Raw genomic sequence first — 26,005 nt, forward strand, 5'->3', positions numbered from 1 at the left:
GCATCGTCAACTGGCGAGATGCCGGAGAAGCGGCGCGGCGGCGATCGGGTCGAAACGGCAGACGCGTGCGTCCGGGAGCGCAGCCGCCACCAATGCTATCCTCTCGTCCGCTAAAACCAGCATCACCCAGCGAGATTCAATCATGACCCGACTGATCAAGCGCGCGTCCGCCGAGGCGCGTGCGTTCAAGCAAGGCAAGCCGTCCTCGTACAACGGCTCCGAAAAACTCCAGCCGCCGCGCGTGAAGCGCCGCCCGGACATCGACGAACACGACGACGTGCCGGTGCTCGAAGCGCCGCGCAAGCCGCGCTTCGCGCCCGTTACGTTCTCCGAAGAGGGCGGCGTGCGCTTCCTGCACTTCGGCACCGAATGGGTGCAGGGCGCCATGCGGATCTCCAAGCCGCTGCACATCGAGCTCGAATACGCGCAGCAGATGATGGCGTGGCTGCTGTTCCTCGAAACGCCCGAGCGGATCGTCCAGCTCGGGCTCGGCACCGGCGCGCTGACCAAGTTCTCGCACCGTTTCCTGCCGAACGCGAAGGTCGAGGCCGTCGAGCTGAACCCGGCCGTGATCGTCGCCGCGCGCACGATGTTCGCGCTGCCGCCCGACGACGCACGTCTCGCCGTGCACGAAGCCGACGCGTGGGACTTCGTCAACGACCCGGCCAACCGCGGCACGACGGGCGCGATCCAGATCGACCTGTACGACGCGACCGCGCGCGGCCCCGTGCTCGACAGCGTCGCGTTCTACCGTGCGGTGCGCGGCTGCCTCGCCGACGCGGGCATCGCGACGATCAACCTGTTCGGCGATCATCCGAGCTTCTTGCGCAACATGAAGCACCTGAACGCGGCGTTCGAAAATCGCGTGATCGCGCTGCCCGAAGTGCACGACGGCAACCGGATCGCGATCGCGTTCTCGGGCCCCGCGCTCGACGTGCCGTTCGCGCAGCTCGACGCACGCGCGAAGCTGATCGAGGACACGCTGAAGCTGCCCGCACGCAAGTGGGTGAAAGCTTTGAAAGAAACGACCGGCGCACGCGATACCTCGTTCGCGATCTGACGCTTCATGCACCGGCGGCAGGCCGGTGCAACCACGCGACAAGGGGCGGATCACCTCGGGTTCGCCCCTGCTTGACCGCGTGCTCGCGGCTCCTATACTGGCGCGAAGCCAGGGGAGCCGCAGCCTACCCGTTTCGCCGCTCCTCTCGGCGCCGTACCCGCTCAACAAGATCGATAACCGGGAAAGAAGAGGAGACGTCATGGCTCACGATGCCGACGCCAACCGGGCCGCCAAGCGCTGGCTCTGGCTGCTGGTACTGCCGCTGATTGCGATGGTCTGGGTACCGTCCTACAGCAAGATCGAACCGCAGCTGTTCGATTTTCCGTTTTTCTACTGGTACCAGCTGTTGTGGGTCTTCATCAGCGCGGTGATCACCGCGTTCGTCTATTTCAAGACCAAGAACGCGTGGAAGGCGAGCGGCCCGCAGGGAGGTGGGCAATGAATCTCGGCGCAACCTTCGTCTTCGTCCTGCTGTTCATCGGCGTCACGATCATCGGTTTCCTGGCCGCGAACTGGCGGCGCGGCGATCTCGCCCATCTCGACGAATGGGGCCTCGGCGGACGCCGCTTCGGCACGATCGTCACGTGGTTCCTGCTCGGCGGCGATCTCTACACGGCCTACACGTTCGTCGCGGTACCCGCGCTGGTGTTCGGCGCCGGCGCGATGGGCTTCTTCGCGCTGCCGTACACGATCCTGATCTATCCGTTCGCGTTCGTCGTGTTCCCGAAGCTGTGGAGCATCGCGAAGCGGCACGGCTACGTGACGGCCGCCGATTTCGTCAACGCGCGCTATGGCAGCCGGATGCTTGCGCTCGCGATCGCGGTGACGGGCATCCTCGCGACGATGCCGTACATCGCGCTGCAGCTGGTCGGCATCGAAGTGGTGATCGGCGCGCTCGGTTTCGACACGACCGGCTTCGTCGGCGATCTGCCGCTGATCATCGCGTTCGCGATCCTCGCCGCGTACACGTACACGTCGGGGCTGCGCGCACCGGCCATGATCGCGATCGTGAAGGACATCCTGATCTACATCACGATCGCGGCTGCCGTCATCGTGATTCCGGCGAAGCTCGGCGGCTTCGGGCACATCTTCGCAAGCGTGCCGCCCGCGAAGCTGCTGCTGAAGGCGCCCGACGCGATGAGCCTGAACGGCTACAGCGCGTACGCGACGCTCGCGATCGGCTCGGCGCTGGCCCTGTTCCTGTATCCGCACTCGGTCACGGCGATCCTGTCGTCGTCGTCGGGCAACTCGATCCGCCGCAACATGGCGATGCTGCCCGCGTACTCGTTCGTGCTCGGCCTGCTTGCGCTGCTCGGCTACATGGCGCTCGCGTCGGGCGTGAAGGACATGCCGCAGTACGCGCCGTACTTCAAGGCGTTCGGCCCGAACTTCGCGGTGCCCGCGCTGTTCCTCGAGTACTTCCCGTCGTGGTTCGTCGGCGTCGCGTTCGCGGCAATCGGCATCGGTGCGCTGGTGCCGGCGGCCATCATGTCGATCGCGGCCGCGAACCTCTACACGCGCAACATCCACCGCGAGTTCGTGAACCGCAACATGTCGCACGAGCAGGAGACGCACGTCGCGAAGCTCGTGTCGCTGATCGTGAAGGTCGGCGCGGTGGCGTTCATCCTCGGGCTGCCGCTGACCTATGCGATCCAGCTGCAGCTGCTCGGCGGGATCTGGATCATCCAGACGCTGCCCGCGATCGTGCTCGGCCTGTACACGCGCGTGCTCGACCATCGCGGCCTGCTGGCTGGCTGGGCTGCCGGCATCGTGTGCGGTACATGGATGGCGATTTCACTGAAGCTGGCCGGATCGATCTTCACGATCCACCTGTTCGGCCTCGCGATTCCCGGCTACGCGGCCGTGTGGTCGCTGATCGTCAACCTGGTGGTGTCGGTGGCGGTGAGCGTGCTGGTGCGCGTGATGGGGATGGCGCATGCGGAAGACCGCACGCGGCCGGAGGATTATCTCGACGTCGTCGAAGGCTGAGACGGACGACGCGCGGGTAACGAAAACGCCCGCCACCGTAAGGTGGCGGGCGTTTTCTTGCGTCAGCCCTGCGCGCGTTGCGCGAGATCCTCGCGCTGCGACAGATCCTCGACGTTGACCATCCAGTGCACGCCGAACCGATCCTTCGCCATCCCGAAGCCGAGTGCCCAGAACGTCTTGCCGAACGGCATCGTCACTTCGCCGCCGTCGGCGAGCGCATTGAACAGCTTCTGACCTTCCTCGACCGTCGCCGGGTTCAGCGACAGCGAATAGCCGGCATGCGCGGCGCCTGCCGGCTGGCTGCAGTCGCCGTCCGAGCACATGATCATCGAGTCGCCGATCGTGAAGCTCGCGTGCATCACCTTGTCGGCCATCTCCGGCGTCATCGGGTAGTCGGGGTTCGGCGGCGCATCCTTGAAGTGCATCTTGAACATCGTCTTCGCACCGAGTGCCTTTTCGTAGAACTGAAGGGCTTCGTCGGCACGACCGTAGAACGTCAGGTACGGTTGAACTTGCATCGTTGTCTCCTGTGATGGGCCGGGCCCGCGTGTCGGCGCGGGTTCGGCGTCGTGCAAGATTGACTGGGAAAGGGCGCATCGGGAGGCGGCCGGCGCACCCGTGACGTGGATTGTAGTGCGCGCGCTTGACGATGGAATGAAAAATAAAAACGGCCGCGAACATCATGTTCGCGGCCGTGTGCGGCGTGCTGCTGACGGCTGTTGTCAGTGTTGCTGACAGCCGCTGACGCCCGTTGCGACTCAGCGCAGCGCGTCGATCAGCTTCTCGAGCTTCACCGCATCGGCGGCGAATACGCGGATGCCTTCGGCGAGCTTTTCGGTCGCCATCGCTTCGTCGTTCAGCTGGAAGCGGAACGATGCCTCGTCGATCGCCACGCGCCCGGACGGCTTGTCCTGAAGCGATTCCGGCGACAGCTTGCGTGCAACGGTTTCGTTGCTGTCCTGCAGCTTCTGCAGCAAATCGGGACTGATTGTCAGCAGGTCGCAGCCGGCGAGTTCGGTGATCTGGCTGGTCGTGCGGAAGCTCGCGCCCATCACTTCGGTGTGGTAGCCGAACGTCTTGTAGTACGTGTAGATGCGGCGCACCGACTGCACGCCCGGATCGTTCGCGCCGCCGTCCTTCTCTTCATTCCACTCCGCGCCGGCCTGCTTCTTGTACCAGTCGTAGATACGGCCGACGAACGGCGAGATCAGTTGCGCACCGGCTTCCGCGCATGCGGCGGCCTGAATGAGCGAGAAAAGCAGGGTCATGTTGCACTTGATCCCTTCCTTCTGCAGCACTTCGGCCGCGCGGATGCCTTCCCACGTCGACGCGAGCTTGATCAGGATGCGCTCGCGACCGATGCCGGCGGCTTCGTACAGCTTGATGAGCTCGCGGCCCTTGTCGATCGAGCGTTGCGTGTCGAACGACAGGCGCGCGTCGACTTCGGTCGACACGCGGCCCGGGATCAGCTTCAGGATCTCGGTGCCGAACGCGATCAGCAGGCGGTCGATGATGAAATCGGTGCTTTCGTTGCGATGATCGCGGACGGTTTTCTCGAGGATCGGCTTGTACGCATCCTTCTGGACGGCCTTCAGGATCAGCGACGGGTTCGTGGTCGCGTCCTGCGGCTTGTATTGCGCAAGCTGCTGGAAGTCGCCCGTGTCGGCGACGACGGTCGTGTACTGCTTCAGCTGGTCGAGTGCGGTAGTCATGGCGATTCGGAAGAAGGGCGCGGGGCGCCGGGTTCTCACGGGCCGCGCGAGCGCGGCGGCGAAGCGAAGCGGCGCCGGGCGCCGCTTCCGATCCATCATTTTAGGCCCGATTCGTGTCGAGCACGTTTTAGCGTGCCCGACGCGTGCCGCGGCGGGCGGCGAGCCGCGTCACGCGGGGCGTCGCGCGTTCAGGATCACCTGCGTGACGATTCCCGCGACGAGCCCCCAGAACGCCGAGCCGATCGACAGCAGCGTGAGGCCCGACGCGGTGACCATGAACGTGACGAGCGCGGCTTCGCGCTGTTTCACGTCCTGCATCGCGTTCGCGAGCCCGCTCATGATCGAGCCGAACAGCGCGAGCGCGGCGACCGATACCACGAGTGCCTTCGGCAGCGCGGCGAACAGCGCGGCGATCGTCGCGCCGAAGATGCCGGCGACCAGGTAGAACGTGCCGCACCACACGGCGGCCGTGTAGCGCTTCGCGTGATCCTCGTGCGCTTCGGGGCCCGTGCAGATCGCGGCCGTGATCGCCGCGAGGTTCACGCCGTGCGAGCCGAACGGCGCGAGCAGCAGCGACGCGAGGCCGGTCGTCGCGATCAGCGGCGACGACGGCGTCTGATAGCCGTCCGCACGCAGCACCGCGATACCCGGCACGTTCTGCGACGCCATCGCGACGACGAACAGCGGAATGCCGATGCTGACGATCGACGCGATCGAGAACGCGGGCATCGTGAACACGGGCTGCGCGAGCGCGATATGGAAATGGCTGAAGTCGAGCAGGCCGAGGCCGCCGGCCACCGCCGTGCCGACGATCAGCGTCGTGACGATCGCATAACGCGGCGCGAGCCGCTTGACGATCAGGTAGGTAAAGAACATCGCGAGCACGAGCGCGGTCTGGAACTGCGCGGCGCGGAAGATCTCGATGCCGATCTCGAACAGGATGCCCGCGAGCAGCGCGGCGGCGATGCCGGCCGGAATCTTGCGCATCAGTGTGTCGAACAGCCCGCTGACGCCGACGGCCGTCAGCAGCAGCGCGCACACGACGAACGCGCCGATCGCCTCGGCGTAGGGCACACCGGGCAGCGACGCGATCAGCAGCGCGGCGCCGGGTGTCGACCACGCGACGACGACGGGCGCGCGAAAGCGCAGCGACAGGCCGATCGTCGTCAGCGCCATGCCGATCGACAGCGCCCAGATCCACGACGAGATCTGCGCATCGGTGAGGTGGGCGGCGCGGCCGGCCTGGAACATCAGCACGAGCGAACTCGTGTAGCCGGTCATCATCGCGACGAAACCGGCGACGAGCGCCGACACGGACGTATCGGCGAAAAAGCGGCGGCCGCCGGCGCGGCTGGCGCTCGCGGTGGGCGAGGGGTTCATGCTATCTCCGGGGGAGGCCGCTCTGACGCGGCCTTTGTATCTGCGAGTGGGTTGCGTTACTTGCTGAGTGCGCGCATCGCGGTTTCGAGGCCCGCCAGCGTGAGCGGATACATGCGATGGCCGAGCAGGTCGCGGATCACCGCGACCGACTGCCGGTACTCCCATAGCCGCTCGGGCTCGGGGTTCAGCCATGCATGATGGGGGAACTGGTCGGCGAGACGGCGCAGCCACACGGCGCCGGCTTCCGGGTTGTTGTATTCGACCGAGCCGCCGGGCTGCAGCACTTCGTACGGGCTCATCGTCGCGTCACCGACGAAGATCAGCTTGTAGTCGGGCGTGAACTTGTGCAGCACGTCCCACGTCGCGGTGCGCTCCGAGTGGCGGCGGCGATTGTTCTTCCACAGGTGGTCGTACACGCAATTGTGGAAGTAGAAGAATTCGAGATGCTTGAATTCGGCTTTCGCGGCCGAGAACAGCTCTTCGGTGCGCTTGATGTGGTCGTCCATCGAGCCGCCGACGTCGAGCAGCATCAGCACTTTCACGTTGTTGTGGCGCTCGGGCACCATCCGCAGGTCGAGCCAGCCTGCGTTCGCGGCCGTGCTGCGGATCGTGCCGGGCAGGTCGAGCTCTTCCGCCGCGCCTTCGCGCGCGAAACGGCGCAGCCGCCGCAGCGCGACCTTGATGTTGCGCGTGCCGATCTCGACCGAATCGTCGTAGTCGCGATAGGCGCGTGCTTCCCACACCTTCACCGCGGTGCGGTTGCCGTTCGACGGGCCGCCGATGCGTACGCCTTCGGGGTTGTAGCCGCCGTGCCCGAACGGCGACGTGCCGCCCGTGCCGATCCACTTGTTGCCGCCTTCGTGGCGTTCCTTCTGCTCGTCGAGCAGCGCCTTCAGGCGCTCCATCAGCTTGTCGAGCCCGCCCATCGCCTCGATCTGCGCCTTTTCCTCCGGCGACAGTTCGCGCTCGAGACGCTTCTCGAGCCAGTCGAGCGGAATGTCGAACGCTTCGGACGGCAACGTGGACACGCCGTGGAAATACGCGCCGAACGCCTGGTCGAACTTGTCGAAGTACTGCTCGTCCTTGACGAGCGTCATCCGCGCGAGGAAGTAGAACGCGTCGATCGACGGCGAGATCAGCCCGGCCTTCAGCGATTCGAGCAGCGTCAGGTATTCCTTCACCGAGACGGGCAGCTTGGCTGCGCGCAGCGCGTAGAAGAAATTGAGCAGCATGGCCGGGCCTTCGCGGGTGAGGGAGGATTACCGGTTGTGCCGGTTCATGTAGACGAGCCGTTCGAGCAGGCTCAGGTCCTGCTCGTTCTTCAGCAGCGCGCCCGCGAGCGGCGGCACGATCTGCTTCGCGTCCGCGCTGCGCAGCGCGTCGGCCGGGATGTTCTCGGCGAGCAGCAGCTTCAGCCAGTCGAGCAGCTCGGACGTCGACGGCTTCTTCTTCAGACCCGACACGCCGCGCAATTCGAAGAAACTCTCGAGCGCCGCGCGCAGCAGCTCCTCGCGGATGTCGGGGAAGTGCACCGCGACGATCTTCTGCATCGTCGACGGGTCGGGAAACTGGATGTAGTGGAAGAAGCAGCGGCGCAGGAACGCGTCGGGCAGCTCCTTCTCGTTGTTCGACGTGATGATCACGAGCGGGCGGTGCTTCGCACGCACCGTTTCGCGTGTCTCGTACACGTGGAACTCCATCCGGTCGAGCTCGCGCAGCAGGTCGTTCGGGAATTCGATGTCGGCCTTGTCGATCTCGTCGATCAGCAGCACGCTCGGGTGCTCGGCGTCGAACGCCTGCCACAGCACGCCCTTGACGATGTAGTTCGAGATGTCCTTCACGCGCTCGTCGCCGAGCTGGGAGTCGCGCAGCCGCGATACCGCGTCGTATTCGTACAGGCCCTGCTGCGCCTTGGTGGTCGACTTGATGTGCCACTGCAGCAGCGGCATGTCGAGCGCGGCGGCCACTTCCTCGGCGAGCATGGTCTTGCCGGTGCCGGGTTCGCCCTTGATCAGCAGCGGGCGTTGCAGCGTCAGTGCGGCGTTGACCGCGAGCTTCAGATCGTCGGTGGCGACGTACTGTGAGGACCCTTCGAAACGCATGGCGGCGCTCTTCTTCATCGGGAAAAAAACCCAGTATAAGTCAGAAGGGCTGGCCGGTTGGGCCGCGCCCGCGTATCGTTGCGGGGCTGTGGCGGGGCGAACGGGGGCGCCGTATGGACGCGTTCCCTGCCGACGCGGTACAATCTGGCCGTTTTTTTTGGCCTGCGTGGCGATCCAACAAGCAAAACGGCGCGGGCCGTTGCCGCTTTGGCGCCAGTTTCCCCTCAAGCTAGGTTACAAGAGCTATGAACAAATTCGTCGGCAAACACGTCGTTGTCGCAGCGCTCGTGGCGCTCGCGGGCAGCGCGCAGGCGGCCGGTGTGGTCGGCAACCCGAAGGACGGGGCGAGCAAGGCCGCCATGTGCATCGGTTGCCACGGCATCCAGGACTACCGCGCGGCGTATCCGGAGGTCTACCGGGTGCCTGTCCTCGGCGGCCAGAACCAGCAATACCTCGAGAACGCGCTGAAGGCCTACCGCAAGAAGGATCGTCACTTCCCGTCGATGAATGCGATCGCCGGTTCGCTGACGGACCAGGACATCGCGGATCTGGCGGCCTACTATGCCGTCCAGAAGGCCGACTCGAAGGACAATCCCTACAAGTAAGCGCGCGCCGCCGGTCTCTCCGGCGGGACAGGAGCATTCATGAACAACGCATTCAAGACGGCGGCGGTGGCACTGGTGGCCGGCCTCGCGATCGGTACCGCGCACGCAGCGGACATCACGAAGGGCAAGGAACTGGTCGAGTCGCACAACTGTGCCGCCTGCCACGGCGCGCAGATGAACAAGCCGATCAACGCCGAATATCCGCGCCTCGCCGGCCAGCATGCCGACTACCTCGTGTGGGCGATGCGCCAGTACCAGATGGGCCTGACGAACCCGCTGCTCGGTCGCAACAACGCGATCATGCAGGCACAGGTGCAGAGCCTGTCGGTCAGCGACATGAAGGACATCGCGTCCTACATCGAGTCGCTGAAGGAAACCGATCTCGTGTTCAAGAAGTAAGCGTGCCGGGCCTCTCGGGCCCGTGCAGCAAAAATACCCCGCCTCGGCGGGGTATTTTTTTGTCCGCGATCGGGCCTGCCCGGGCGCCGGTGTGCCGGGCCCGCGCGCTCAGTCGCGCGACGCGCGGCGCAGGATGCGCTGCAGGTACGCGTCGGTATCGGGCGGCGTGTTCGTGCGCTGCGCTTCCCAGATCGTCTCGCCGAGGCATTCCATGATCGCGTGCTGCGCGTCGTGGGTCGAATCGAGCTTTGCGGCCAGCTTGTCGTGCGCGGCGCGGATGCCGGGCGGCTGGTCGATCGACAGCTGCTCGCTGATCGCGAGGTGCATCGACAGGTGCAGGAACGGGTTCGTGCGGCCTTCCTCGGGCGTGTAGTCGCGCGCGGCCGCGCCATCCGCATCGGCGAGTTCGTCGTGGTATTCGGGATGCTCGACGATCCAGTCGGCTGCCATCGCCTCCAGCGGCGTCAGGATCTCGCCTGCGCGCTGCTTGCGCCAGGTCTCGGTGAAAAAGCGACGCACTTCGTCGCGGCTTGGATTGAACATGGTGGGGAAGCGTCGTGATTCGGGCGGCCTCATGCCGCGTCGGGCATTGTACGCCGGGTCGGCGGACGGCGCTGGCGGCGGGTCGGGGCGGGCGGCGCCGCGCAGGCCGGTCGCGACTGCCCCGCGCAGGGCGGCGCAACGGGTAAGCGCGGGCTAGGCCGGCGGCCGTCGCGCCGCTACACTCCGACGATTCCCGCTCCGGCGCCTCGCTCGCCCGTTTCATCATGACCGCCACCGCCCGCCCATCGTCCGCCGCCCTGCAGGGCACGCTCTACGTCGCGCTGTCTGCCGCCGCGTTCGGCGCGATGGCGATCTTCGGCCGCTACGCGTACGCGGCCGGCGTCGACGTGCTCGGGCTGCTGATCGTGCGCTTCGCGATCGGCGGCGCGGTGCTCGCCGCGATCGCGCGGCACCGTCGCGTCGCGTGGCCGCGCGGACGCGCGCTCGCGCCGCTCGTGGCAATGGGCGCGGTCGGCTACGTCGGTCAGTCGTTCTGCTATTTCAGCGCGCTGCAGCACGCGCAGGCGAGCCTCGTCGCGCTGCTGCTGTACCTGTATCCGGCGTTCGTCACGCTGCTGGCCGCGTGGTGGCTCGGCGAGCGCCTGACGCGCGCGAAAGCCGTCGCGCTCGTGCTGTGCGTCGCGGGTTCCGCACTCATGGTCGGCGGCGGGCATGGCGAGCCGCTCGGGATCGCGCTCGCCCTGGCGGCCGCGGTGATCTATTCGCTGTACATCGTCGGCGGCACGAAGGCGACGCGTGGCGTCGATCCGCTCGCGACGACGGCGATCATCTGCCTGTCGGCGACCGCCACGCTCGTGGCGATCGCCGTCGTGCGGACGGCCGCGTTCGGCGCGCCGCCGCGCTGGCCCGCGACGGGCGGCGGCTGGGCGTCGATGCTCGCGATCGCGCTCGTGTCGACGGTTGCGGCCATGCTCGCGTTTTTCGCCGGGCTGGAGCGGCTCGGGGCCGCGCGGACGTCGATGCTGTCGACGCTCGAACCGGTCGTGACGGTTGCGCTCGCGGCGTTGCTGTTCGGGGAAGCGTTGTCGCCGCTGCAGTGGGCGGGCGGTGTCGCGATTCTGGCTGCGGTGCTGGCGCTCGTGCGGGCGGGTGGCGCCGCGGCCGACGATGCGACGGCGACGTCCAATGCGTAGCCGGAAGCGGGCGAGCCGCGCGCGCCGCGACGGCGCCTACGGTTCCGGGCCGTGCCGACGCGCTTCGATCGGCCGGCGCCGCGCGTGTCCCCGCGCCTGACGCTTACTCGTTGGGCGGCGGCGTCTTCGGCCGGAATTCGCACAGCGGCTCGATCGCGCAGTGCCAGCATTCGGGCTTGCGCGCCTTGCACACGTAGCGCCCGTGCAGGATCAGCCAGTGATGCGCGTCCTGCAGGAATTCCTTCGGCGTGAATTTCTCGAGTGCGGCCTCGACGGCCCGCACGTCCTTGCCCGGCGCGAGCCCCGTGCGGTTCGCGACGCGGAAGATATGCGTGTCGACCGCGATCGTCGGCTGGCCGAACGCAGTGTTCAGCACGACGTTCGCGGTCTTGCGGCCGACGCCCGGCAAGCCTTCGAGCGCTTCACGATCGGCCGGCACTTCGCCGTCGTAGCGGTCGAGCAGGATCCGGCACGTCGCGACCACGTTCTTGGCCTTGGTGCGGTACAGACCGATCGTCTTGATGTACTCGGTGACGCCTTCCTCGCCAAGCGCGACGATTTGTCGCGGGGTGTTCGCGACCGGGAACATCTTCCGCATCGCCTTGTTGACCGACACGTCTGTCGCCTGCGCGGACAACATCACGGCGATCAGCAACTCGAACGGCGTCGAGTATTCGAGCTCGGTGGTCGGATGCGGATTGAGGCTCTGCAGCGTTTCGTAGATCGCGCGTCGTTTGCTGGCGTTCATGGAGCGTTCTGGTCGGGCGGCGCGGATGGGCTGCCTGGGTCGTCGTTGCCTGTGTCGTGCTCTTGATCGTTGCCGCCCGCGGCCGCGGCGTCGGCGTCGCGTTGTGCCTGCTGCTCGGCGAGCCGTTTGCGGCGCGCCTCGGCCGCGTCGATCTGCGCCTGGACGGCCGCGCTCACGCCTTCTGTGTTCTTCGGCCCGGCGCCTTCCCCGGACTGTTCTTCCTTCTTCTTGCGCGCGCGTTCGAGCGCGGCGGCAATGATCGCGCGTTTCTTCGCTTCGGCGTCGTCAGCGACCGGTGCGGCAGCGGGGGCGTCCGGCTGTGCCGCAGGTTGCTGTCCCGCGGCCGGTTTCGCGGCACTGGCCGCGCGGCGGGCGGCGGCGCGTGCTTCGGCGGCTTCGCGTTCGCGACGCTGGCGCGCGAGCCGGAGGTCGTGGCGTTCGCGCGCGGCGTCGGCCTGCTCCTGCGACCACGCATCCCAGCCCGTACGATCGCCGGTCACCGGCAGCATCGCGATGCAGTCGACCGGGCAGGGCGGCACGCACAGATCGCAGCCGGTGCATTGTGCTTCGATGATCGTGTGCATCTGCTTCGGCGCGCCGACGATCGCGTCGACCGGGCACGCCTGCATGCACAGCGTGCAGCCGATGCACAGGCTTTCGTCGATGAAGGCGACCGCGCGCGGATGCTCGCTGCCATTGACGGGATTCAGCGGAATCACCGGCTTGCCGAGCAGGCCCGCGAGACGCGCGATGCCTTCGGCGCCGCCGGGCGGGCACTGGTTGTAGTTCGCGTCGCCGGCGGCAATCGCCTCGGCGTACGGACGGCAGCCGTTATAGCCGCACTTCGTGCATTGCGTCTGGGGAAGCAGATCTTCGATGCGATCCGCGAGTGTTTTGGAGTCGGTCACGGTGACAGCGGGCGCAGCGGCGCCGAATGGCTCTCGGCCGCGTCGAACGCAGCCGGAAAGGTTTGCCAAAGCTCGATTATCGCCGATTTCCCGCATTGCGCTGGACGCCGTCTGTGCGCATAATCGAACCGCTTTTTTGCAGGGGCTCAGCAGGAGGGCGGCCGCACGCGGCGCGCCCGTTCCAGGGCGGCCGGCGCCAAGGCGGTGGGGGTGCCGGTCCGGATCAAGCGGCTCACATAGCAAAACGCCACCATGAATCAGCCAAAAATCAAAAGAGATCCTGAAGGTACGCGCCGCCGCATCCTGATGGCGGCAGCCGAAGAGTTCGCGAGTGGAGGGCTGTTCGGCGCACGCGTCGACCAGATTGCGCGCCGGGCCGAAACCAACGAGCGCATGCTCTACTACTACTTCGGCAGCAAGGAGCAGTTGTTCACGGCCGTGCTCGAACACGCGTTCTCCGCGCTGACCGAGGCCGAGCGTGTGCTCGATCTCGACGGCGTCGCGCCGGTCGAAGCCGTCACACGGCTCGCGCATTTCGTTTGGGACTACTACCGCGACCATCCGGAACTGCTCAGGCTCATCAACAACGAGAACCTGCACGAAGCGCGCTACCTGCACAAGTCGACGCGGATCCGCGAGATGATGTCGCCGATCGTCGCGAAGCTCGGCAACGTGCTGATGCGCGGCCAGAAGGCCGGGCTGTTCCGCAGCGACGTCGATCCGCTGCGCTTCTACGTGACGCTGTCGGGGCTCGGCTACTACATCGTGTCGAACCGCTTCACGCTCGCCGCGACGCTCGGCCGCGACTTCACCGACACCGACGAGCGCGCGGAGATGGTCCGGATGAACACCGAGGTGCTGCTCGCGTATCTGCTGCGGCGTTGACGCGTGGCCGCCGGATGTAGAAACGCCGCCGTGCGCAGGCAACGGCGGCGTTTTTTCGTCGGAACGACGAGCGTCAGGCGGCCTTGCGCGTGCGAACGGGTTTTGCGCGCGGGGTGCTGGCGGCGCGCTTCGCGGCCGGAGCGGCCTTTGCGGGGGCTGCTGCTGCGGCCTTGGCCGGCGCTTTCGCACGCGTGCGCTTCGCTGCCGTGGCGCGCGTCGCTTCGGTCGGAGCGTTGGCGGCCGGCACGGCCGCGAGCGTCGTGGCGACCGGCGTATCCGGATGATCCTTCGTCGCGCCGTGCTTCGGCTCGGGGGCATGCTCGCGGATGAAGTCGCGCAGCTGCGGGTAGATGATCGTGCGCCAGCGGCGGCCCGAGAAGATCCCGTAGTGGCCGCACTTCTCGGCGGTCAGGCTGCGGCGATCGTCTTGCGGGATGCCCGTGCACAGCTCGTGCGCGACGTGCGTCTGGCCGCTGCCCGAGATGTCGTCGAGTTCGCCTTCGATCGTCATCAGCGCGGTGTGCTTGATGTCCTGCGGCCGCACGCGCTCGCCTTCGACATCCCACGTGCCTTCCGCGAGCCGGAATTCCTGGAACACGACGCGGATCGTCTCGAGGTAGTACTCGGCGGCCATGTCGAGCACTGCGTTGTACTCGTCATAGAAGCGGCGGTGCGCTTCGGCGTCTTCCTCGTCACCGCGCAGCAGGCTCTGGTAGAAATCCCAGTGCGATTGCGCGTGCCGTTCCGGGTTCATCGCGACGAAGCCCGTATGCTGCAGGAAGCCCGGATACACCTGGCGGCCTTCGCCCGGATAGTTCGCGGGCACCGTGTGGATCACGTTGTTCTCGAACCACGCGGTCGAGTGCTGCGTGGCGAGCGAGTTCACCGACGTCGGACTGCGGCGGGCGTCGATCGGGCCGCCCATCATCGTCATCGTGAGCGGCGTATCCTCGCCGCGGCTCGCCATCAGCGAGATCGCCGCCAGTACCGGCACCGTCGGCTGGCACACCGAAATCACGTGCAGGTTGCGCGCGCCGATGTGACGGATGAATTCCTGGATGTACGCGATGTAGTCGTGCAGGTGGAACGGGCCCGTCTCGATCGGCACCATCCGCGCGTCGATCCAGTCGGTGATGTAGACCTTGTGATCCTGCAGCAGCGTGCGCACCGTGTCGCGCAGCAGCGTCGAGTGGTGGCCCGACAGCGGCGCGCAGACCAGCACGACCGGCTCGTCCTTCAGTTGCGTGACGGCATCGGCATCGTCCGAATAGCGCTTGAAGCGCAGCAGCCGGCAGAACGGCTTCTCGATGATCGTCTGCTCGACGATCGGGATGTTGTGGCCGTCCTTGACGATCTGATGAATGTTGAATTCGGGCTTCTCGTAATCCTTGCCGAGCCGGTACATCAGTTCGTACGCGGCGGCCATCCGCGTTGCGCCGGGCATCAGCGAGAACGGGCTGGACGGGTTGGCGAACGATTTGGACGCGGCCTGGGCCCAGGCCGTCAGCGGGCTCAGCATGGCGCGCTGGAATTCATGCAGTTGGTAAAGCATGCAGACTACTCCCGCGTGGGGGACGGTGCGCAAGGGCGGCGTGGGGCGTCGCGGCGTGCCGTGGGGGTCAGCGGCCGGCCATGTTGCACTGCGGCCGGACAATCGCGTCGATCATATCGGACAACGATGGGTGGTGCAATGCAACATTTCCCCGATTTTTCATCAAACTTTTGCGATTTGACGATCTCTGACCAAGCCGCCCGCGCGCCCGTCCGGCCTCCCGTCAACGCCCCGTCGCCACGGCCGGCGCGGGCTGGCCGGCTGCCCGCGCCATCGCCTCCTCGTGGTGCATCAGGTTCATCGCGGTATGCACGAGCGCCACGTGGGAGAACGCCTGCGGGAAATTCCCGACGAGCCGCCCGGCGACCGGATCGTATTCCTCCGCGAGCAGCCCGAGGTCGTTCGACAGCGCGAGCAGCCGGCTGAACAGCCGGTGCGCGTCGTCGATCCGGCCGAGCAGCGCGTAGTTGTCGACCAGCCAGAAGCTGCACGCGAGAAACGTGCCTTCGCCAGGCGGCAGGCCGTCGTCGTAATCGGTCGTGCGGTAGCGCATCACGAGCCCGTCGTGCAGCAATTCGCGCTCGATCGCCTCGACCGTGCCGACGATACGCGGGTCTTCCGGCGGCAGGAAGCCGAGCAGCGGCATCAGCAGCACGCTCGCGTCGAGTTCGTCGCTGCCGTAGCTTTGCGCGAACGCCTGCTTGCCTTCGTGCCACGCGTTGGCGCAGACATCCGCATGGATCTGCTCGCGCAGCGCGCGCCAGCGGTCGAGCGAGCCGGGCAGCCGGAACATTTCCGCCGACTTGATCGCGCGGTCGAACGCGACCCACGCCATCACCTTCGAGAACGTGAAATGGAGGCGGCCGCCGCGCGTTTCCCAGATCCCTTCGTCGGGTTCCTGCCAGATCTTCTCGAGATGGTCGAGCAGCGCGCACTGCACGGACCAGACCGTGTCGTCGGCCTGCAGGCCACCCACGCGCGCGAGGTGCAGCGCGGCCATCACCTCGCCGAACACGTCGAGCTGGAGCTGGTTCGCGGCGCCGTTGCCGACGCGCACCGGCTTCGAATCCTGATAGCCGGGCAGCCAGTCGAGCTCCATTTCCGGCAGGCGGCGCTCGCCGGCGATCCCGTACATGATCTGGATCTGCTCGGGCGAACCGGCCATCACGCGGCCGAGCCACGTACGCCACGCGCGCGCCTCGTCGTAGTAGCCGCCGCGCATCAGCGCGAGCAGCGTGATCGTCGCGTCGCGCAGCCAGCAGTAGCGGTAGTCCCAGTTGCGATTGCCGCCGATCTTCTCGGGCAGCGACGTGGTCGGCGCCGCGACGATGCCGCCGGTCGGCTCGTACGCGAGCGCCTTCAGCGTGATCAGCGAGCGGCGCACGGCCGCCGCATAGCGGCCTTGCACCTGGCAGCGGCCCGACCATTCGAGCCAGTAGTTCTCGGTGCGTGCGAGCATCGACAGCGGATCGCGCGCGGGCGGCAGCCGCATGTGCGACGCCGCATAGCTGAGCGAGAACGGCACGCGCTCGTCGGCGCCGACCGTGAATTCCGCGAGCGTATGGAGATTCTTGCCGGTGAGCGGCACCGGCGTGCGCAGCACGACGGTGTCGGGGCCCGCAATCGCCTTCATGCCGTCCTCGCGGGTCAGTTGCGTGACCCACGGGATCGAGAAACCGTAGTCGAAGCGCAACACGAGCTCCATGCGCATCTTCATCGTGCCGTGGCGGCCGACGACGATCCGCACCAGTTCGGACCAGCCGTTGCCGGGCGGCATGAAGTCGATCACGGTGACGGCGCCGTCGGCGCTTTCGTAATCGGTTTCGAGGATGAGGGTGTCGCCGCGATAGCGGCGTGTGGTGTGCGTGATCGCGGCGTCGTCGGCAGGAGCAAGCAGCCAGCGGCCGTGCTCGGGCGTGCCGAGAAGCGCCGCGAAGCAGGCGCCCGAATCGAAGCGGGGCCAGCACAGCCAGTCGACGGAGCCGTCTTTCGAGATCAGCGCGGCCGTGTGGCCGTCGCCGACGAGGGCGTAGTCTTCGATCAGGGCGGGCATGGGCAGGCGGTCCTTGGGTATTCGAGTTCACAATGCGGACGGCGGCAGCCGGGCTTCACGCCCGGGCGTCGCGCCCCGTATACTCGGCCGGGCGGCGGAGCGCATGAACGGCCGGCGTTTCGTCCTATCTCAACACTTGAAGCGACTCGATGCAAGGAGGATTCAATGCCCAACCGTTTACGCGAGCGTGACGCACGCGCTTCGACACGAGGGTTCCCGCTTAGGCTCGCTCACTGGATGAAAGGTTTCGCAATCGTGCTCTCCTTGTCCGCGACCCACGCATTTGCGCAACAATCGCCCGCACCGGCCGACGGCGTCTACAACCTGCTGGTCGGCACCTACACGGGCGGCGGCAGCGACGGCATTTATGTTTACCGCTTCGATACTAAAAATGGCAGCGTCGCACCCGTATCGTCGGCAAAGACCGTGAACCCGTCGTACCTGTTGCCGAGCCGCGACGGTCGCACCGTCTACGCGGTCAACGAACTGCCCGGCGACGACGGGCCCGCGTCGCAGCGCGGCGGCGTCAGCGCGTTCCGCTTCGACGCGAAGACGGGCGCGCTGAGCTTCATCGACCGCGTGTCGTCGGAAGGGAACGATCCTTGCTATCTCGCGCTGTCGCCGGACGGCAAGTACCTCGTGACGGCCAATTACTCGGTTGCGAAGGATCCGGGCGGCAGCTTCGCGGTGTTTCCGCTGCGCGACGACGGTGCGGTCGGCCAGTCCGTGCTGACCGTGCACCACGAAGGCACGGGGCCCGTGAAGGGCCGCCAGGACGGCGCGCACGTGCACTCGACGGTGTTTTCGCCGGACGGCCGCTACCTGTTCGTGCAGGATCTCGGCGCGGACAAGATCTACGGCTACCGCTACACGGTGGACGGCAGCCGCGGGCTGATCAGCCCGACCGACACCCGCTACACGCCGGTGAAGGCCGGCTCGGGCCCGCGCCACATGGTGTTTAGCGCCGACGGCCGGTTCGCGTACGTGACGAGCGAGCTCAACGCGTCGGTCGAGGTGTTCGGCTATCACGACGGCAAGCTGACGCCGGTCGAGACGGTGTCGATGACGGCGTCGGGCTTCAAGGGCAAGGTCGGCGGCGGCGCGATCCACCTGTCGCCGGACGGCCGCTTCCTGTACGTGAGCAACCGCGGCGACGCGAACGATCTCGTGATCTACGCGGTCAACAAGGCCGACGGCCGGCTGAAGCAGGTCGGCCGCCAGTCGAGCCTCGGCAAGACGCCGCGCGAGTTCCTGATCGATCCGACCGGCAAGTGGTTGATCGTCGGCAACCAGGACAGCGACGCGTTCTACGTGTTCAGCCGCGATGTCGAAACGGGGCAGCTCGGCGCGAATCCGCAGAAGGTCGCGGTCGGCAAGCCGGTCGATTTCAAGCTGGTGCCGGTGCAGTAAATGCGCCAGCCGTAAATGAAAAGGGCGCTGCCGATGCAGCGCCCTTTTTTTCGGGGCGGCCGGTTTCCCGGCGCGCCCGTATCGATCGACGGCGGCCGTCCGGCCACCGCGTTCAGTCGGCCGCGGCCGGCACGAGCACCTCGCGGCTGCCGTTGATGCCCATCGCCGACACGAGCCCGGCTGCTTCCATCTGCTCGACGAGGCGTGCCGCGCGGTTGTAGCCGATGCGCAGTTGCCGCTGCACCGACGAGATCGACGCGCGCCGCGTGCGCACGACGAACGCGACGGCTTCGTCGTACAGCGGATCGGCTTCCGCGTCCGGCGCTTCGCCGAACAGGTCCTGCGTCGCGCCGTCGGCGGCCGGGCCGTCGAGGATGCCTTCCTCGTACTGCGGCTCGCCGAACTGCTTCAGGTACTCGACGATCCGGTGCACTTCCTCGTCGGCGACAAACGCGCCGTGCACGCGCTGCGGATAACCGGTGCCCGGCGGCAGGAACAGCATGTCGCCCATCCCGAGCAGCGACTCGGCGCCCATCTGGTCGAGGATCGTGCGCGAGTCGATCTTCGACGACACCTGGAACGCGGCACGCGTCGGGATGTTCGCCTTGATCAGGCCCGTGATCACGTCGACGGACGGACGCTGCGTCGCGAGGATCAGGTGGATGCCGGCCGCGCGCGCCTTCTGCGCGAGGCGCGCGATCAGTTCTTCGATCTTCTTGCCGGCGACCATCATCAGGTCGGCCAGCTCGTCGATCACGACGACGATCAGCGGCAGCTTCGACAGCGGCTCGGGATCCTCGGGCGTCAGCGAGAACGGGTTGCCGATCTTCTTTTCCTTCGCTTCCGCGTCGCGGATCTTCTGGTTGAAGCCCGCAAGGTTGCGCACGCCGACGGCCGACATCAGCCGGTAGCGCTTCTCCATTTCGCCGACGCACCAGTTCAGCGCGTTCGCCGCGAGCTTCATGTCGGTGACGACCGGCGCGAGCAGGTGCGGGATGCCTTCGTAGACCGACAGCTCCAGCATCTTCGGGTCGATCATGATGAGCCGCACGTCTTCCGGCGTCGCCTTGTACAGCAGCGACAGGATCATTGCGTTGATCGCGACCGACTTGCCCGAGCCCGTCGTGCCGGCGACGAGCATGTGCGGCGCCTTCGCGAGATCGGTGACGATCGGGTGGCCCGTGATGTCCTTGCCCATCGCGATGGTCAGTTGCGATTGCGAATGCTCGTACTCGCGTGACGCGAGGATTTCCGACAGGCGGATCATCTGGCGCTTCGCGTTCGGCAATTCGAGGCCCATGCAGGTCTTGCCGGGAATCGTCTCGACGACGCGGACCGACGTGAGGCCGAGGCCGCGCGACAGGTCCTTCATCAGCCCGACGATCTGGCTGCCGCGCACGCCGAGCGCGGGCTCGATCTCGAAGCGCGTGATCACGGGGCCGGCCGATGCGCCGACGACCGTGACCGGCACCTTGAATTCCTGCAGGCGCTGCTCGATCACCTGGGCCGTCTGCGCGAGGTGTTCCTCGGTGATGGTTTCGACGTCGCCGGACGCGGGCTCGAGCAGGTCGAGCGTCGGCAGTTCGACGCTGAACGACGCGGGCGCGTGGAATTCGAACGCGTTCGGGCGCGGCTGGCGCACCGGCGTGTCGGGGGCCACGGTGTCGGCTGCGGCCGGTTCGGCCGTCACGGCGGCGGTTGCGCCGGGCAGCGGGGCTGCCGGGGGCGTCGGCGGCGTAACGAACGCCGCCGGCATCGACAGGATCGTGCCAGGGACGGTGGCGGCCGGCTGCGGTGCCGTGGTGGTCGAGGCCGTAGCCGGCGCCGCGGGCACGTCGCTCGACATGGACCAGCTTGCCGACGATGCGGCAGGGGCGGGCGGTGTCGTGAACGTCGTGATGGTTTCTGCGGCCGGCGTGGAAACGATCGACGGAGCCTGCGTCGCGGTCGTTGCGCCGAAGGATGCCAACGATCCGATCGCAGCGGAAGCGGCGGGCGGCACGGGCGGGTTGGTTACTGGCTGCGGTGCGATTGCGCCGAATGCCGCGCTGGTCGACGAAGTTGCCGTGTTGGCCTGGTGCGTCGGTGCCGGCGCGGAAGGTTGCGTCGCGAGCGGGGCGGACGTGAAATTCACGAATGCCGGTGCTGCGGGCGCTTGCGTGGTCAATGCCGACGCGCTGGTCGTCGGCGGTATCGCGGCGGGTGCCGCGGTTGTCTCAGGCGTCGCCGCGTGGGCGAGCGAACCGTCAGTCATGCCCGTGACGCCGATCGGCGCTGCCGGTGCGACGGATGCAACTGTCGATGTCGATGCGGCCGGTTGCGACGGCGAGGCCGATACCGTGCCGGTCACGCCGGCCGGTGACGTTGCGGCGGTGACGGGCGCAACACTCGAAGCGAAAGCAGGTGCCTGTGCAGTCGCCCCGAGGGCCGTGCCGACGACCGGCGACACAGCAGCGGCCGAAGCCGCCGGCGCTGCGGCAAACGGTTGAATCTCCGGCGATTTCGGCAATTCCGCAGAAGCGGCCACCGGTGTCGTTGCAGGTTGCGCCGCCGGAGTCCAATGCGTGACGGGCGTGCTGCGTTCAGCGATGTCCGACAGCGGTGCCCAACGCTCCGCCGCGGCCGGCTTGGCGGCCTCCGGCGCGGGGCTCGATGCGGGCAGTGCCGACGTCGCCGCAACCGGCTTTGCCTCGAAAACGGCGTGCGCCGATGTTCCGGCGATCGACGAAGAGGGGAGGGCAGCGAACGGAGCGATGCCACCGGCAGGTTTTACGTCGGCGTGCGCGCCATCGACACCCTGTGGCAGGTAGGCCGATGCAGGGCGATCGATTGCCGGTGCGCCGGAATCGACGAACGCTGCCGGATGGCGTGCGGGAGCCTCGTCGACCGCTGCTTCGCCGGCCTGTTGCGCGAAGGTGGCGTGGGCCGGCTCCGATACCGTTGCGTCTGCCGGCGATTCCACGATCGGGTTTCCGGCGGATACGTCGAACGCGGAAACCGACGGGCTGCCAAGGTCTTCCCACGGCGCGAGATCGACGGGGGCGCCGAACGACGGCGCGGGCGTGATCCCGTGTGCGGATGCGGCGGGCGCATCGCCGACGTGGCGGATATCGTCGTCGGCTTGATGCGAAAACGCGGCGCCGTCGATGCCGGTGCCGGCATTCGACAGTGCGTGCGGTGCCGCGTTGTCGAACGCCGGGGCGGCCCAGTCGGCAACTGTCGCGTGGAGGCCGGGCTCAGCCGGCATGAACGCATCCAGCACGATCGGCGCGCTGTCGTCGAATGCGGGCGCGGCAACGTGTTCGACAGGAACACCGGCGTCGTGGGCTGCGATGCCGTGAGCCGTGGAGACGAACGCGTTCGACACGGCCGCGGCTGCCGGCGCGGCGACGCTGCCTGCCGTCGCGGCCATCCCGGCCACGGCTGCGGCTGCGGCAGCCGTCATTGCCTGCGTTGCATCGGCCGACTCCGCACCACCCAGCGTTGCCCATTGGGCGGTGCTGGCCTCGATCGAACGCAGCGTGTCGTGAACGCTCGGCGCCGGCGTGATCGGCGTGGCGGGCTTTTCCGTCCACGCATAGAGCGGCGCACGCGCCGGCGTTGGCGGCGCCGGACGGCGTCGTGCCGCGTCCGGCGACACGCCGGCGGCGGTCGTTGCCGTGACCGGGCGTACTGGCGGGCGCTGCGGCTGCGCGCCGGCCGGGCGCGGCGTGACCGTGGCACGCGGCGGCGTCTGCTTCAGTGCAGCGGTGGCCGGACGCGCGGCAGTCGGCCGCGGCCGGACGGGTTCGAAGCCGACAGGAAGCGGGGCCGGATCGGGGCGCGGCATTTGCGAGTTTGCCGCCGCGCGCGCGAGGCTCGCGGTGCTGCCGGTCGTGGGTGGCGGCATCGCGCTGGTCGGGATCGGCGCGGAGGGCGCCACCGGCGTGCGCTGCGGCGCGGTCGGCTTCAGCCAGCCCGACGGCGCGACGGGTTCCGTATGCGGCCGCGGCGGCGTCTTGCTGCGCGGCTTCGGCCGCGCCTGCGGGTCGGGTTTCCACAGCGTCGGACGCGAATACCGGCCGTTCTGGCGTGGCGCCATCGAGTTGACGGTATGCGCGGTGGTCGGCTGCACGATGTCGTCGTCACGATGCAGCGCGCTGCGCGGCAGGTCGGCGATTCCGCGCGCGTCGTCGTCGCCGCCGTCGCGCGACAGCTTGACGCCGAACGACGTGTCGACCCACGCGGCGAACTGCCGCCAGCCGATGCCGGTCAGCCAGGGCAACCCGGCGAAGAACAGGACGACCATCGCGACCGGCGTGCCGATCGGACCGAGTACGTGCGCGAAGCCCGCCGAGAACGCATGGCCGAGCGCGTTCGTGTCGGGGCCCGACAGCGGGCTCGTCAGCGTGCAGCTTGCGACGAATACCGCGGCGAAGCCGAGCCACAGGCGGATCGAGCCGCGGCCGGCGAGCCCGCCGCCGCCGGGCAGCATCGCCTGCACGAGACGCCAGAAGAGAAGGAGGAACCAGACGGCGGAGATGCCGAACCAGCCGAAGACAACCGTGTGCATGCTTTGAAACAGGAGTGGGGAGGGGCGCGCGAGGCGCGACCCGCCGAGTTTAACCGGCCGGCGAACAAGATTCTCGAGCGGCGTGAATTCGTTTCACGCCGTGCGGCATGTGCGTTCGGCACACGCGCGCGACACGCGGCGCGAAGGCGGTCGGCCGGCCTTCGCGTGCGTGATGCATCAGGGGCTCCGGTGCGTGAAGGTGAGCGTTGCGCCGGCGTTGGTCACGATCTGCAATTGCTGCGGCTCGCGCATCTGCACGCCGGTCTTGTCGACGTGCGCGAGCGCGTCGAGGTACGCGTGCTCGAGCTGGCCGCCGAGCGAATTCGGGCAGGCCATCCGCGTGCCGGCAAGCGGCCCGAAGCTCAGCAGGCCGTTCTTGATGGCGTAGGTGCCCATGTAGCGATTGCAGCCCGAGAACCCGCTGGCGCGCCGGATGCCCGATTCGGTCGACAGCGCGAGCTTGATCGGCTCGCCGTTGTCGCCGTGCGGGATCGCGCGCTGCGTGCCGTCGGCATTCGTCCAGCTGGTGAGTTCCCAGCTCGTGTCGTCGAGCAACTGGACGGCGGCCGGGTTGTACGGGTCGGGTGCGGCGGCGGCGGAATCGGGATGGGTCGGCATCGCACAGGCGGCGAGAAGCGTGGCAAGCGTCAACGCGCAGAGCGGCGCGCGCAACGGGCGAAGCAGGCCGGTGCGTGCGCGTGCGGCGGCGGACAGGTGGGACATGAGCCTCGTTCCTCATCGGATTCTGATCAAGGCGTAAGAGTAACGCACCCGCCCCGCGGCAGGCGAGCCGACACTTCGCGCATGAAAACGTTCGCAGCCCGCCTACCCACCGTGCGCGGTCGGGCACCGGCGCGTCGAAACGCCCAAAACCGGCGTCATCGCGCGTGTTAACATCGGAGCCGTTTTCGTCCTCCACCTGAAGCGGGAAATCACATGCAGATCGGTCAGCGGCTCGGTACGCCGCTCTCACCCTCGGCCACGCGCGTCATGCTGCTCGGCGCCGGCGAGCTCGGCAAGGAAGTCATCATCGCGTTGCAGCGTCTCGGTGTCGAAGTCATCGCGGTCGACCGCTATCCGGACGCGCCGGGCCATCAGGTCGCGCATCGCGCGCACGTGATCGACATGACGGATGCCGCCGCGCTGCGCGCGATCGTCGAGGCCGAGCGTCCGCACCTGATCGTGCCGGAGATCGAGGCGATCGCCACCGACGCGCTCGCGGCGATCGAGGCGGCCGGTCTTGCCGAGGTGATCCCGACCGCGCGTGCGACCCAGCTCACGATGAACCGCGAAGGCATCCGCCGGCTCGCGGCCGAGGAGCTCGGCCTGCCGACGTCGCCGTATGCGTTCGCGGATTCGTTCGAGGCTTTCAGCGCGGCGGTCGCGAAGATCGGCATGCCGTGCGTCGTGAAACCGGTGATGTCGTCGTCGGGCAAGGGACAGTCGGTCGTGAAGACCGACGCCGACGTGAAGGCCGCGTGGGACTACGCGATGGCGGGCGGACGCGTGAACCACGGCCGCGTGATCGTCGAGGGCTTCATCGATTTCGACTACGAGATCACGCAGCTGACCGTGCGCGCGATCGATCCGGCGACGCTCGCCACGCGCACCTACTTCTGCGAGCCGGTCGGCCATGTGCAGGTCGCGGGCGACTACGTCGAATCGTGGCAGCCGCAGCCGATGAGCGCCGCGGCGCTCGAGAAGTCGCGCGAGATCGCGCACAAGGTGACCGAGGCGCTCGGCGGGCGCGGGCTGTTCGGCGTCGAGCTGTTCGTGCGCGGCGACGACGTGTGGTTCTCGGAAGTGAGCCCGCGGCCGCACGATACGGGCCTCGTCACGCTCGCGTCGCAGCGCCAGTCGGAGTTCGAGCTGCACGCGCGCGCGATTCTCGGGCTGCCGGTCGATCCGGCGCTCGGGACGCCGGCCGCGTCGGCCGTGATCTACGGTGGGCTCGACGAGCGCGGGATCGCATTCGAAGGCGTGCGCGACGCGCTTGCCGTGCCGGGCGCCGACCTGCGCCTGTTCGGCAAGCCGGAAAGTTTTGCGAAGCGGCGCATGGGCGTCGCGCTGGCGACCGGCGCGACCGTCGACGAAGCCCGTGAACGCGCGAAGCGCGCCGCCGCGGCCGTCCGGCCCGTGTCGGCCCGCTGACGGAACGAGGAGAGGACGATGGCGTCGAGGTGGTTGCGTATCGGAAAGCTGGGCGCCGCGCTGGCGCTTGTCGCGAGTCTCGCGGGTTGCGGCGTCGCGGCCGCGCCGTGCCGGGTCGCATCGGCCGGGCTCAAGATCGTGCCGCTCGTCGGCCATCTCGCGGCCGCGCCGACCGACGCATGCGCCGACGTCATCGATCCCTGATCCCGACGACCGGCTCGATTGCCTGCCAACAATAATTGCGCGCCCCGCGAGGGCGCGTTTCCACCCGTCTCGTGAGAGGACCTGCATGATTCGCCAAACCTTCGCCGCACTCGCGCTTGCCGGCACTGCCGTTTCCGTCGCGCACGCCGCGCAACTGACCGTCGAAGAGATCGACGCCGATTCGCGCCAGCAGGCCGTCTACCAGTGCGCGAACCAGAAGCAGCCCGTGCGCGTGTCGTACTGGCTCGCGGGCAACGGCCAGAGCTTCGCGCTCGTGCCGGTCAACGGGAAGCAGATGCTGTTCGTCGACACCATATCGGGGTCGGGCGCGCGCTATCAGGCCGGCCGCTATACGTGGTGGACGAAGGGCAAGGAAGCGACGCTGCGCGACGAGATCGCCGACCAGAAGGCGCCGCCGCTGCTGGGCGACTGCGTGCAGGTCGAGAAGAAAAAGAAGAAGGGCTGAGCGCCAGGCACGATCGCGGATCGCACGCGCGCGTATTGACCGGTTGCCGGGCCTGACCGCCCGGTACGCGGGCAGGCGGCGGGCGTCTGGATTCGATCGTCCGCGATCGGACCCCTGATATTGATTGCCGGC

At 67.7% G+C, this 26,005-nt stretch carries 23 protein-coding genes; 11 read left to right on the forward strand and 12 right to left on the reverse strand.

The window, feature by feature from the left end; all coding sequences use genetic code 11:
- Positions 1 to 142 precede the first annotated feature (142 nt).
- From U5809_RS07780 to mctP, 3 genes are all read left to right on the forward strand, one after another.
- Positions 143 to 1,060 carry a spermidine synthase gene (locus tag U5809_RS07780; protein ID WP_322086073.1) on the forward strand — a complete coding sequence of 306 codons (918 nt, stop codon included), beginning with the start codon at positions 143 to 145 and terminating at the stop codon, positions 1,058 to 1,060.
- 199 nt (positions 1,061 to 1,259) lie between these two features.
- A complete protein-coding gene (locus U5809_RS07785; RefSeq protein WP_059233528.1) occupies positions 1,260 to 1,502 on the forward strand; it encodes a DUF3311 domain-containing protein in 243 nt (80 codons plus the stop codon).
- Complete coding sequence (mctP, locus tag U5809_RS07790) at positions 1,499 to 3,049, forward strand: monocarboxylate uptake permease MctP (protein ID WP_322086074.1); 1,551 nt, start codon at positions 1,499 to 1,501, stop codon at positions 3,047 to 3,049. The genes U5809_RS07785 and mctP overlap by 4 nt, the downstream gene beginning before the upstream one ends.
- Positions 3,050 to 3,111: 62 nt before the next feature.
- Here mctP and U5809_RS07795 read toward each other — a convergent pair whose 3' ends face one another.
- The 5 genes from U5809_RS07795 to U5809_RS07815 form a co-directional block, all read right to left on the reverse strand.
- Positions 3,112 to 3,567: a VOC family protein gene (locus U5809_RS07795; protein ID WP_282505687.1), complete on the reverse strand. Its 456-nt coding sequence runs from the start codon at positions 3,565 to 3,567 to the stop codon at positions 3,112 to 3,114.
- 240 nt (positions 3,568 to 3,807) lie between these two features.
- On the reverse strand, positions 3,808 to 4,761 hold the full coding sequence (gene tal, locus U5809_RS07800; protein WP_322086075.1) for a transaldolase: 954 nt from the start codon (positions 4,759 to 4,761) through the stop codon (positions 3,808 to 3,810).
- Between the two features lie 168 nt (positions 4,762 to 4,929).
- Positions 4,930 to 6,141 (reverse strand): benzoate/H(+) symporter BenE family transporter, encoded by a 1,212-nt coding sequence (locus U5809_RS07805; protein ID WP_322086076.1) that lies wholly within the window; start codon positions 6,139 to 6,141, stop codon positions 4,930 to 4,932.
- A 56-nt stretch (positions 6,142 to 6,197) separates the two neighbouring features.
- On the reverse strand, positions 6,198 to 7,373 hold the full coding sequence (locus tag U5809_RS07810; protein ID WP_059233533.1) for a vWA domain-containing protein: 1,176 nt from the start codon (positions 7,371 to 7,373) through the stop codon (positions 6,198 to 6,200).
- A 27-nt stretch (positions 7,374 to 7,400) separates the two neighbouring features.
- The gene (locus U5809_RS07815; protein ID WP_176050437.1) at positions 7,401 to 8,243 is read right to left on the reverse strand and encodes an AAA family ATPase; all 843 of its coding nucleotides are present in this window, start codon (positions 8,241 to 8,243) and stop codon (positions 7,401 to 7,403) included.
- A gap of 245 nt (positions 8,244 to 8,488) precedes the next feature.
- Here U5809_RS07815 and U5809_RS07820 point away from each other — a divergent pair, with 245 nt between their 5' ends.
- Both U5809_RS07820 and U5809_RS07825 read left to right on the forward strand, forming a co-directional pair.
- Complete coding sequence (locus U5809_RS07820) at positions 8,489 to 8,848, forward strand: c-type cytochrome (RefSeq protein ID WP_174379984.1); 360 nt, start codon at positions 8,489 to 8,491, stop codon at positions 8,846 to 8,848.
- A 39-nt stretch (positions 8,849 to 8,887) separates the two neighbouring features.
- Positions 8,888 to 9,247, forward strand: coding sequence for a c-type cytochrome (locus U5809_RS07825; protein WP_176050436.1), 360 nt, complete (start codon positions 8,888 to 8,890; stop codon positions 9,245 to 9,247).
- Positions 9,248 to 9,355: 108 nt separating this feature from the next.
- Here U5809_RS07825 and U5809_RS07830 read toward each other — a convergent pair whose 3' ends face one another.
- Positions 9,356 to 9,823 (reverse strand): DUF1841 family protein, encoded by a 468-nt coding sequence (locus U5809_RS07830; RefSeq protein WP_415877932.1) that lies wholly within the window; start codon positions 9,821 to 9,823, stop codon positions 9,356 to 9,358.
- Between the two features lie 191 nt (positions 9,824 to 10,014).
- Between U5809_RS07830 and U5809_RS07835 the strand changes: the two genes are divergently transcribed.
- The gene (locus tag U5809_RS07835; RefSeq protein ID WP_322086077.1) at positions 10,015 to 10,944 is read left to right on the forward strand and encodes a DMT family transporter; all 930 of its coding nucleotides are present in this window, start codon (positions 10,015 to 10,017) and stop codon (positions 10,942 to 10,944) included.
- A 103-nt stretch (positions 10,945 to 11,047) separates the two neighbouring features.
- Here U5809_RS07835 and nth read toward each other — a convergent pair whose 3' ends face one another.
- The gene (gene nth / locus U5809_RS07840) at positions 11,048 to 11,692 is read right to left on the reverse strand and encodes an endonuclease III (RefSeq protein WP_042976184.1); all 645 of its coding nucleotides are present in this window, start codon (positions 11,690 to 11,692) and stop codon (positions 11,048 to 11,050) included.
- Positions 11,689 to 12,696 carry an electron transport complex subunit RsxB gene (gene rsxB / locus U5809_RS07845; protein ID WP_322086078.1) on the reverse strand — a complete coding sequence of 336 codons (1,008 nt, stop codon included), beginning with the start codon at positions 12,694 to 12,696 and terminating at the stop codon, positions 11,689 to 11,691. The genes nth and rsxB overlap by 4 nt, the downstream gene beginning before the upstream one ends.
- Positions 12,697 to 12,852: 156 nt before the next feature.
- Here rsxB and U5809_RS07850 point away from each other — a divergent pair, with 156 nt between their 5' ends.
- Entirely contained in the window at positions 12,853 to 13,485 is a 633-nt protein-coding gene (locus U5809_RS07850; RefSeq protein WP_047898676.1) for a TetR family transcriptional regulator, read from the forward strand.
- Positions 13,486 to 13,558: 73 nt separating this feature from the next.
- On the opposite strand, the gene U5809_RS07855 is transcribed toward U5809_RS07850, so the two are convergent.
- Positions 13,559 to 15,037, reverse strand: coding sequence for a polyhydroxyalkanoate depolymerase (locus tag U5809_RS07855; RefSeq protein ID WP_322086079.1), 1,479 nt, complete (start codon positions 15,035 to 15,037; stop codon positions 13,559 to 13,561).
- A gap of 223 nt (positions 15,038 to 15,260) precedes the next feature.
- Entirely contained in the window at positions 15,261 to 17,090 is a 1,830-nt protein-coding gene (locus U5809_RS07860; protein ID WP_322086080.1) for a glycoside hydrolase family 15 protein, read from the reverse strand.
- A gap of 165 nt (positions 17,091 to 17,255) precedes the next feature.
- Between U5809_RS07860 and U5809_RS07865 the strand changes: the two genes are divergently transcribed.
- Complete coding sequence (locus tag U5809_RS07865) at positions 17,256 to 18,500, forward strand: lactonase family protein (protein WP_322086081.1); 1,245 nt, start codon at positions 17,256 to 17,258, stop codon at positions 18,498 to 18,500.
- Between the two features lie 112 nt (positions 18,501 to 18,612).
- Here U5809_RS07865 and U5809_RS07870 read toward each other — a convergent pair whose 3' ends face one another.
- Both U5809_RS07870 and U5809_RS07875 read right to left on the reverse strand, forming a co-directional pair.
- Complete coding sequence (locus U5809_RS07870; RefSeq protein ID WP_322086082.1) at positions 18,613 to 23,052, reverse strand: FtsK/SpoIIIE family DNA translocase; 4,440 nt, start codon at positions 23,050 to 23,052, stop codon at positions 18,613 to 18,615.
- A 177-nt stretch (positions 23,053 to 23,229) separates the two neighbouring features.
- Positions 23,230 to 23,775, reverse strand: a complete 546-nt coding sequence (locus tag U5809_RS07875) for an META domain-containing protein (protein WP_176050429.1) — start codon at positions 23,773 to 23,775, stop codon at positions 23,230 to 23,232.
- A gap of 213 nt (positions 23,776 to 23,988) precedes the next feature.
- On the opposite strand from U5809_RS07875, the gene purT reads away from it, so the two are divergent.
- From purT to U5809_RS07890, 3 genes are all read left to right on the forward strand, one after another.
- The gene (gene purT / locus U5809_RS07880; RefSeq protein WP_176050428.1) at positions 23,989 to 25,203 is read left to right on the forward strand and encodes a formate-dependent phosphoribosylglycinamide formyltransferase; all 1,215 of its coding nucleotides are present in this window, start codon (positions 23,989 to 23,991) and stop codon (positions 25,201 to 25,203) included.
- Between the two features lie 18 nt (positions 25,204 to 25,221).
- Entirely contained in the window at positions 25,222 to 25,407 is a 186-nt protein-coding gene (locus U5809_RS07885) for a DUF6726 family protein (RefSeq protein WP_034208025.1), read from the forward strand.
- A gap of 85 nt (positions 25,408 to 25,492) precedes the next feature.
- On the forward strand, positions 25,493 to 25,873 hold the full coding sequence (locus U5809_RS07890) for an MliC family protein (protein ID WP_322086083.1): 381 nt from the start codon (positions 25,493 to 25,495) through the stop codon (positions 25,871 to 25,873).
- The last annotated feature ends 132 nt before the right edge of the window (positions 25,874 to 26,005 follow it).

This window comes from Burkholderia sp. BCC1999 (genome assembly GCF_905339975.1).
Classification (GTDB): domain Bacteria; phylum Pseudomonadota; class Gammaproteobacteria; order Burkholderiales; family Burkholderiaceae; genus Burkholderia.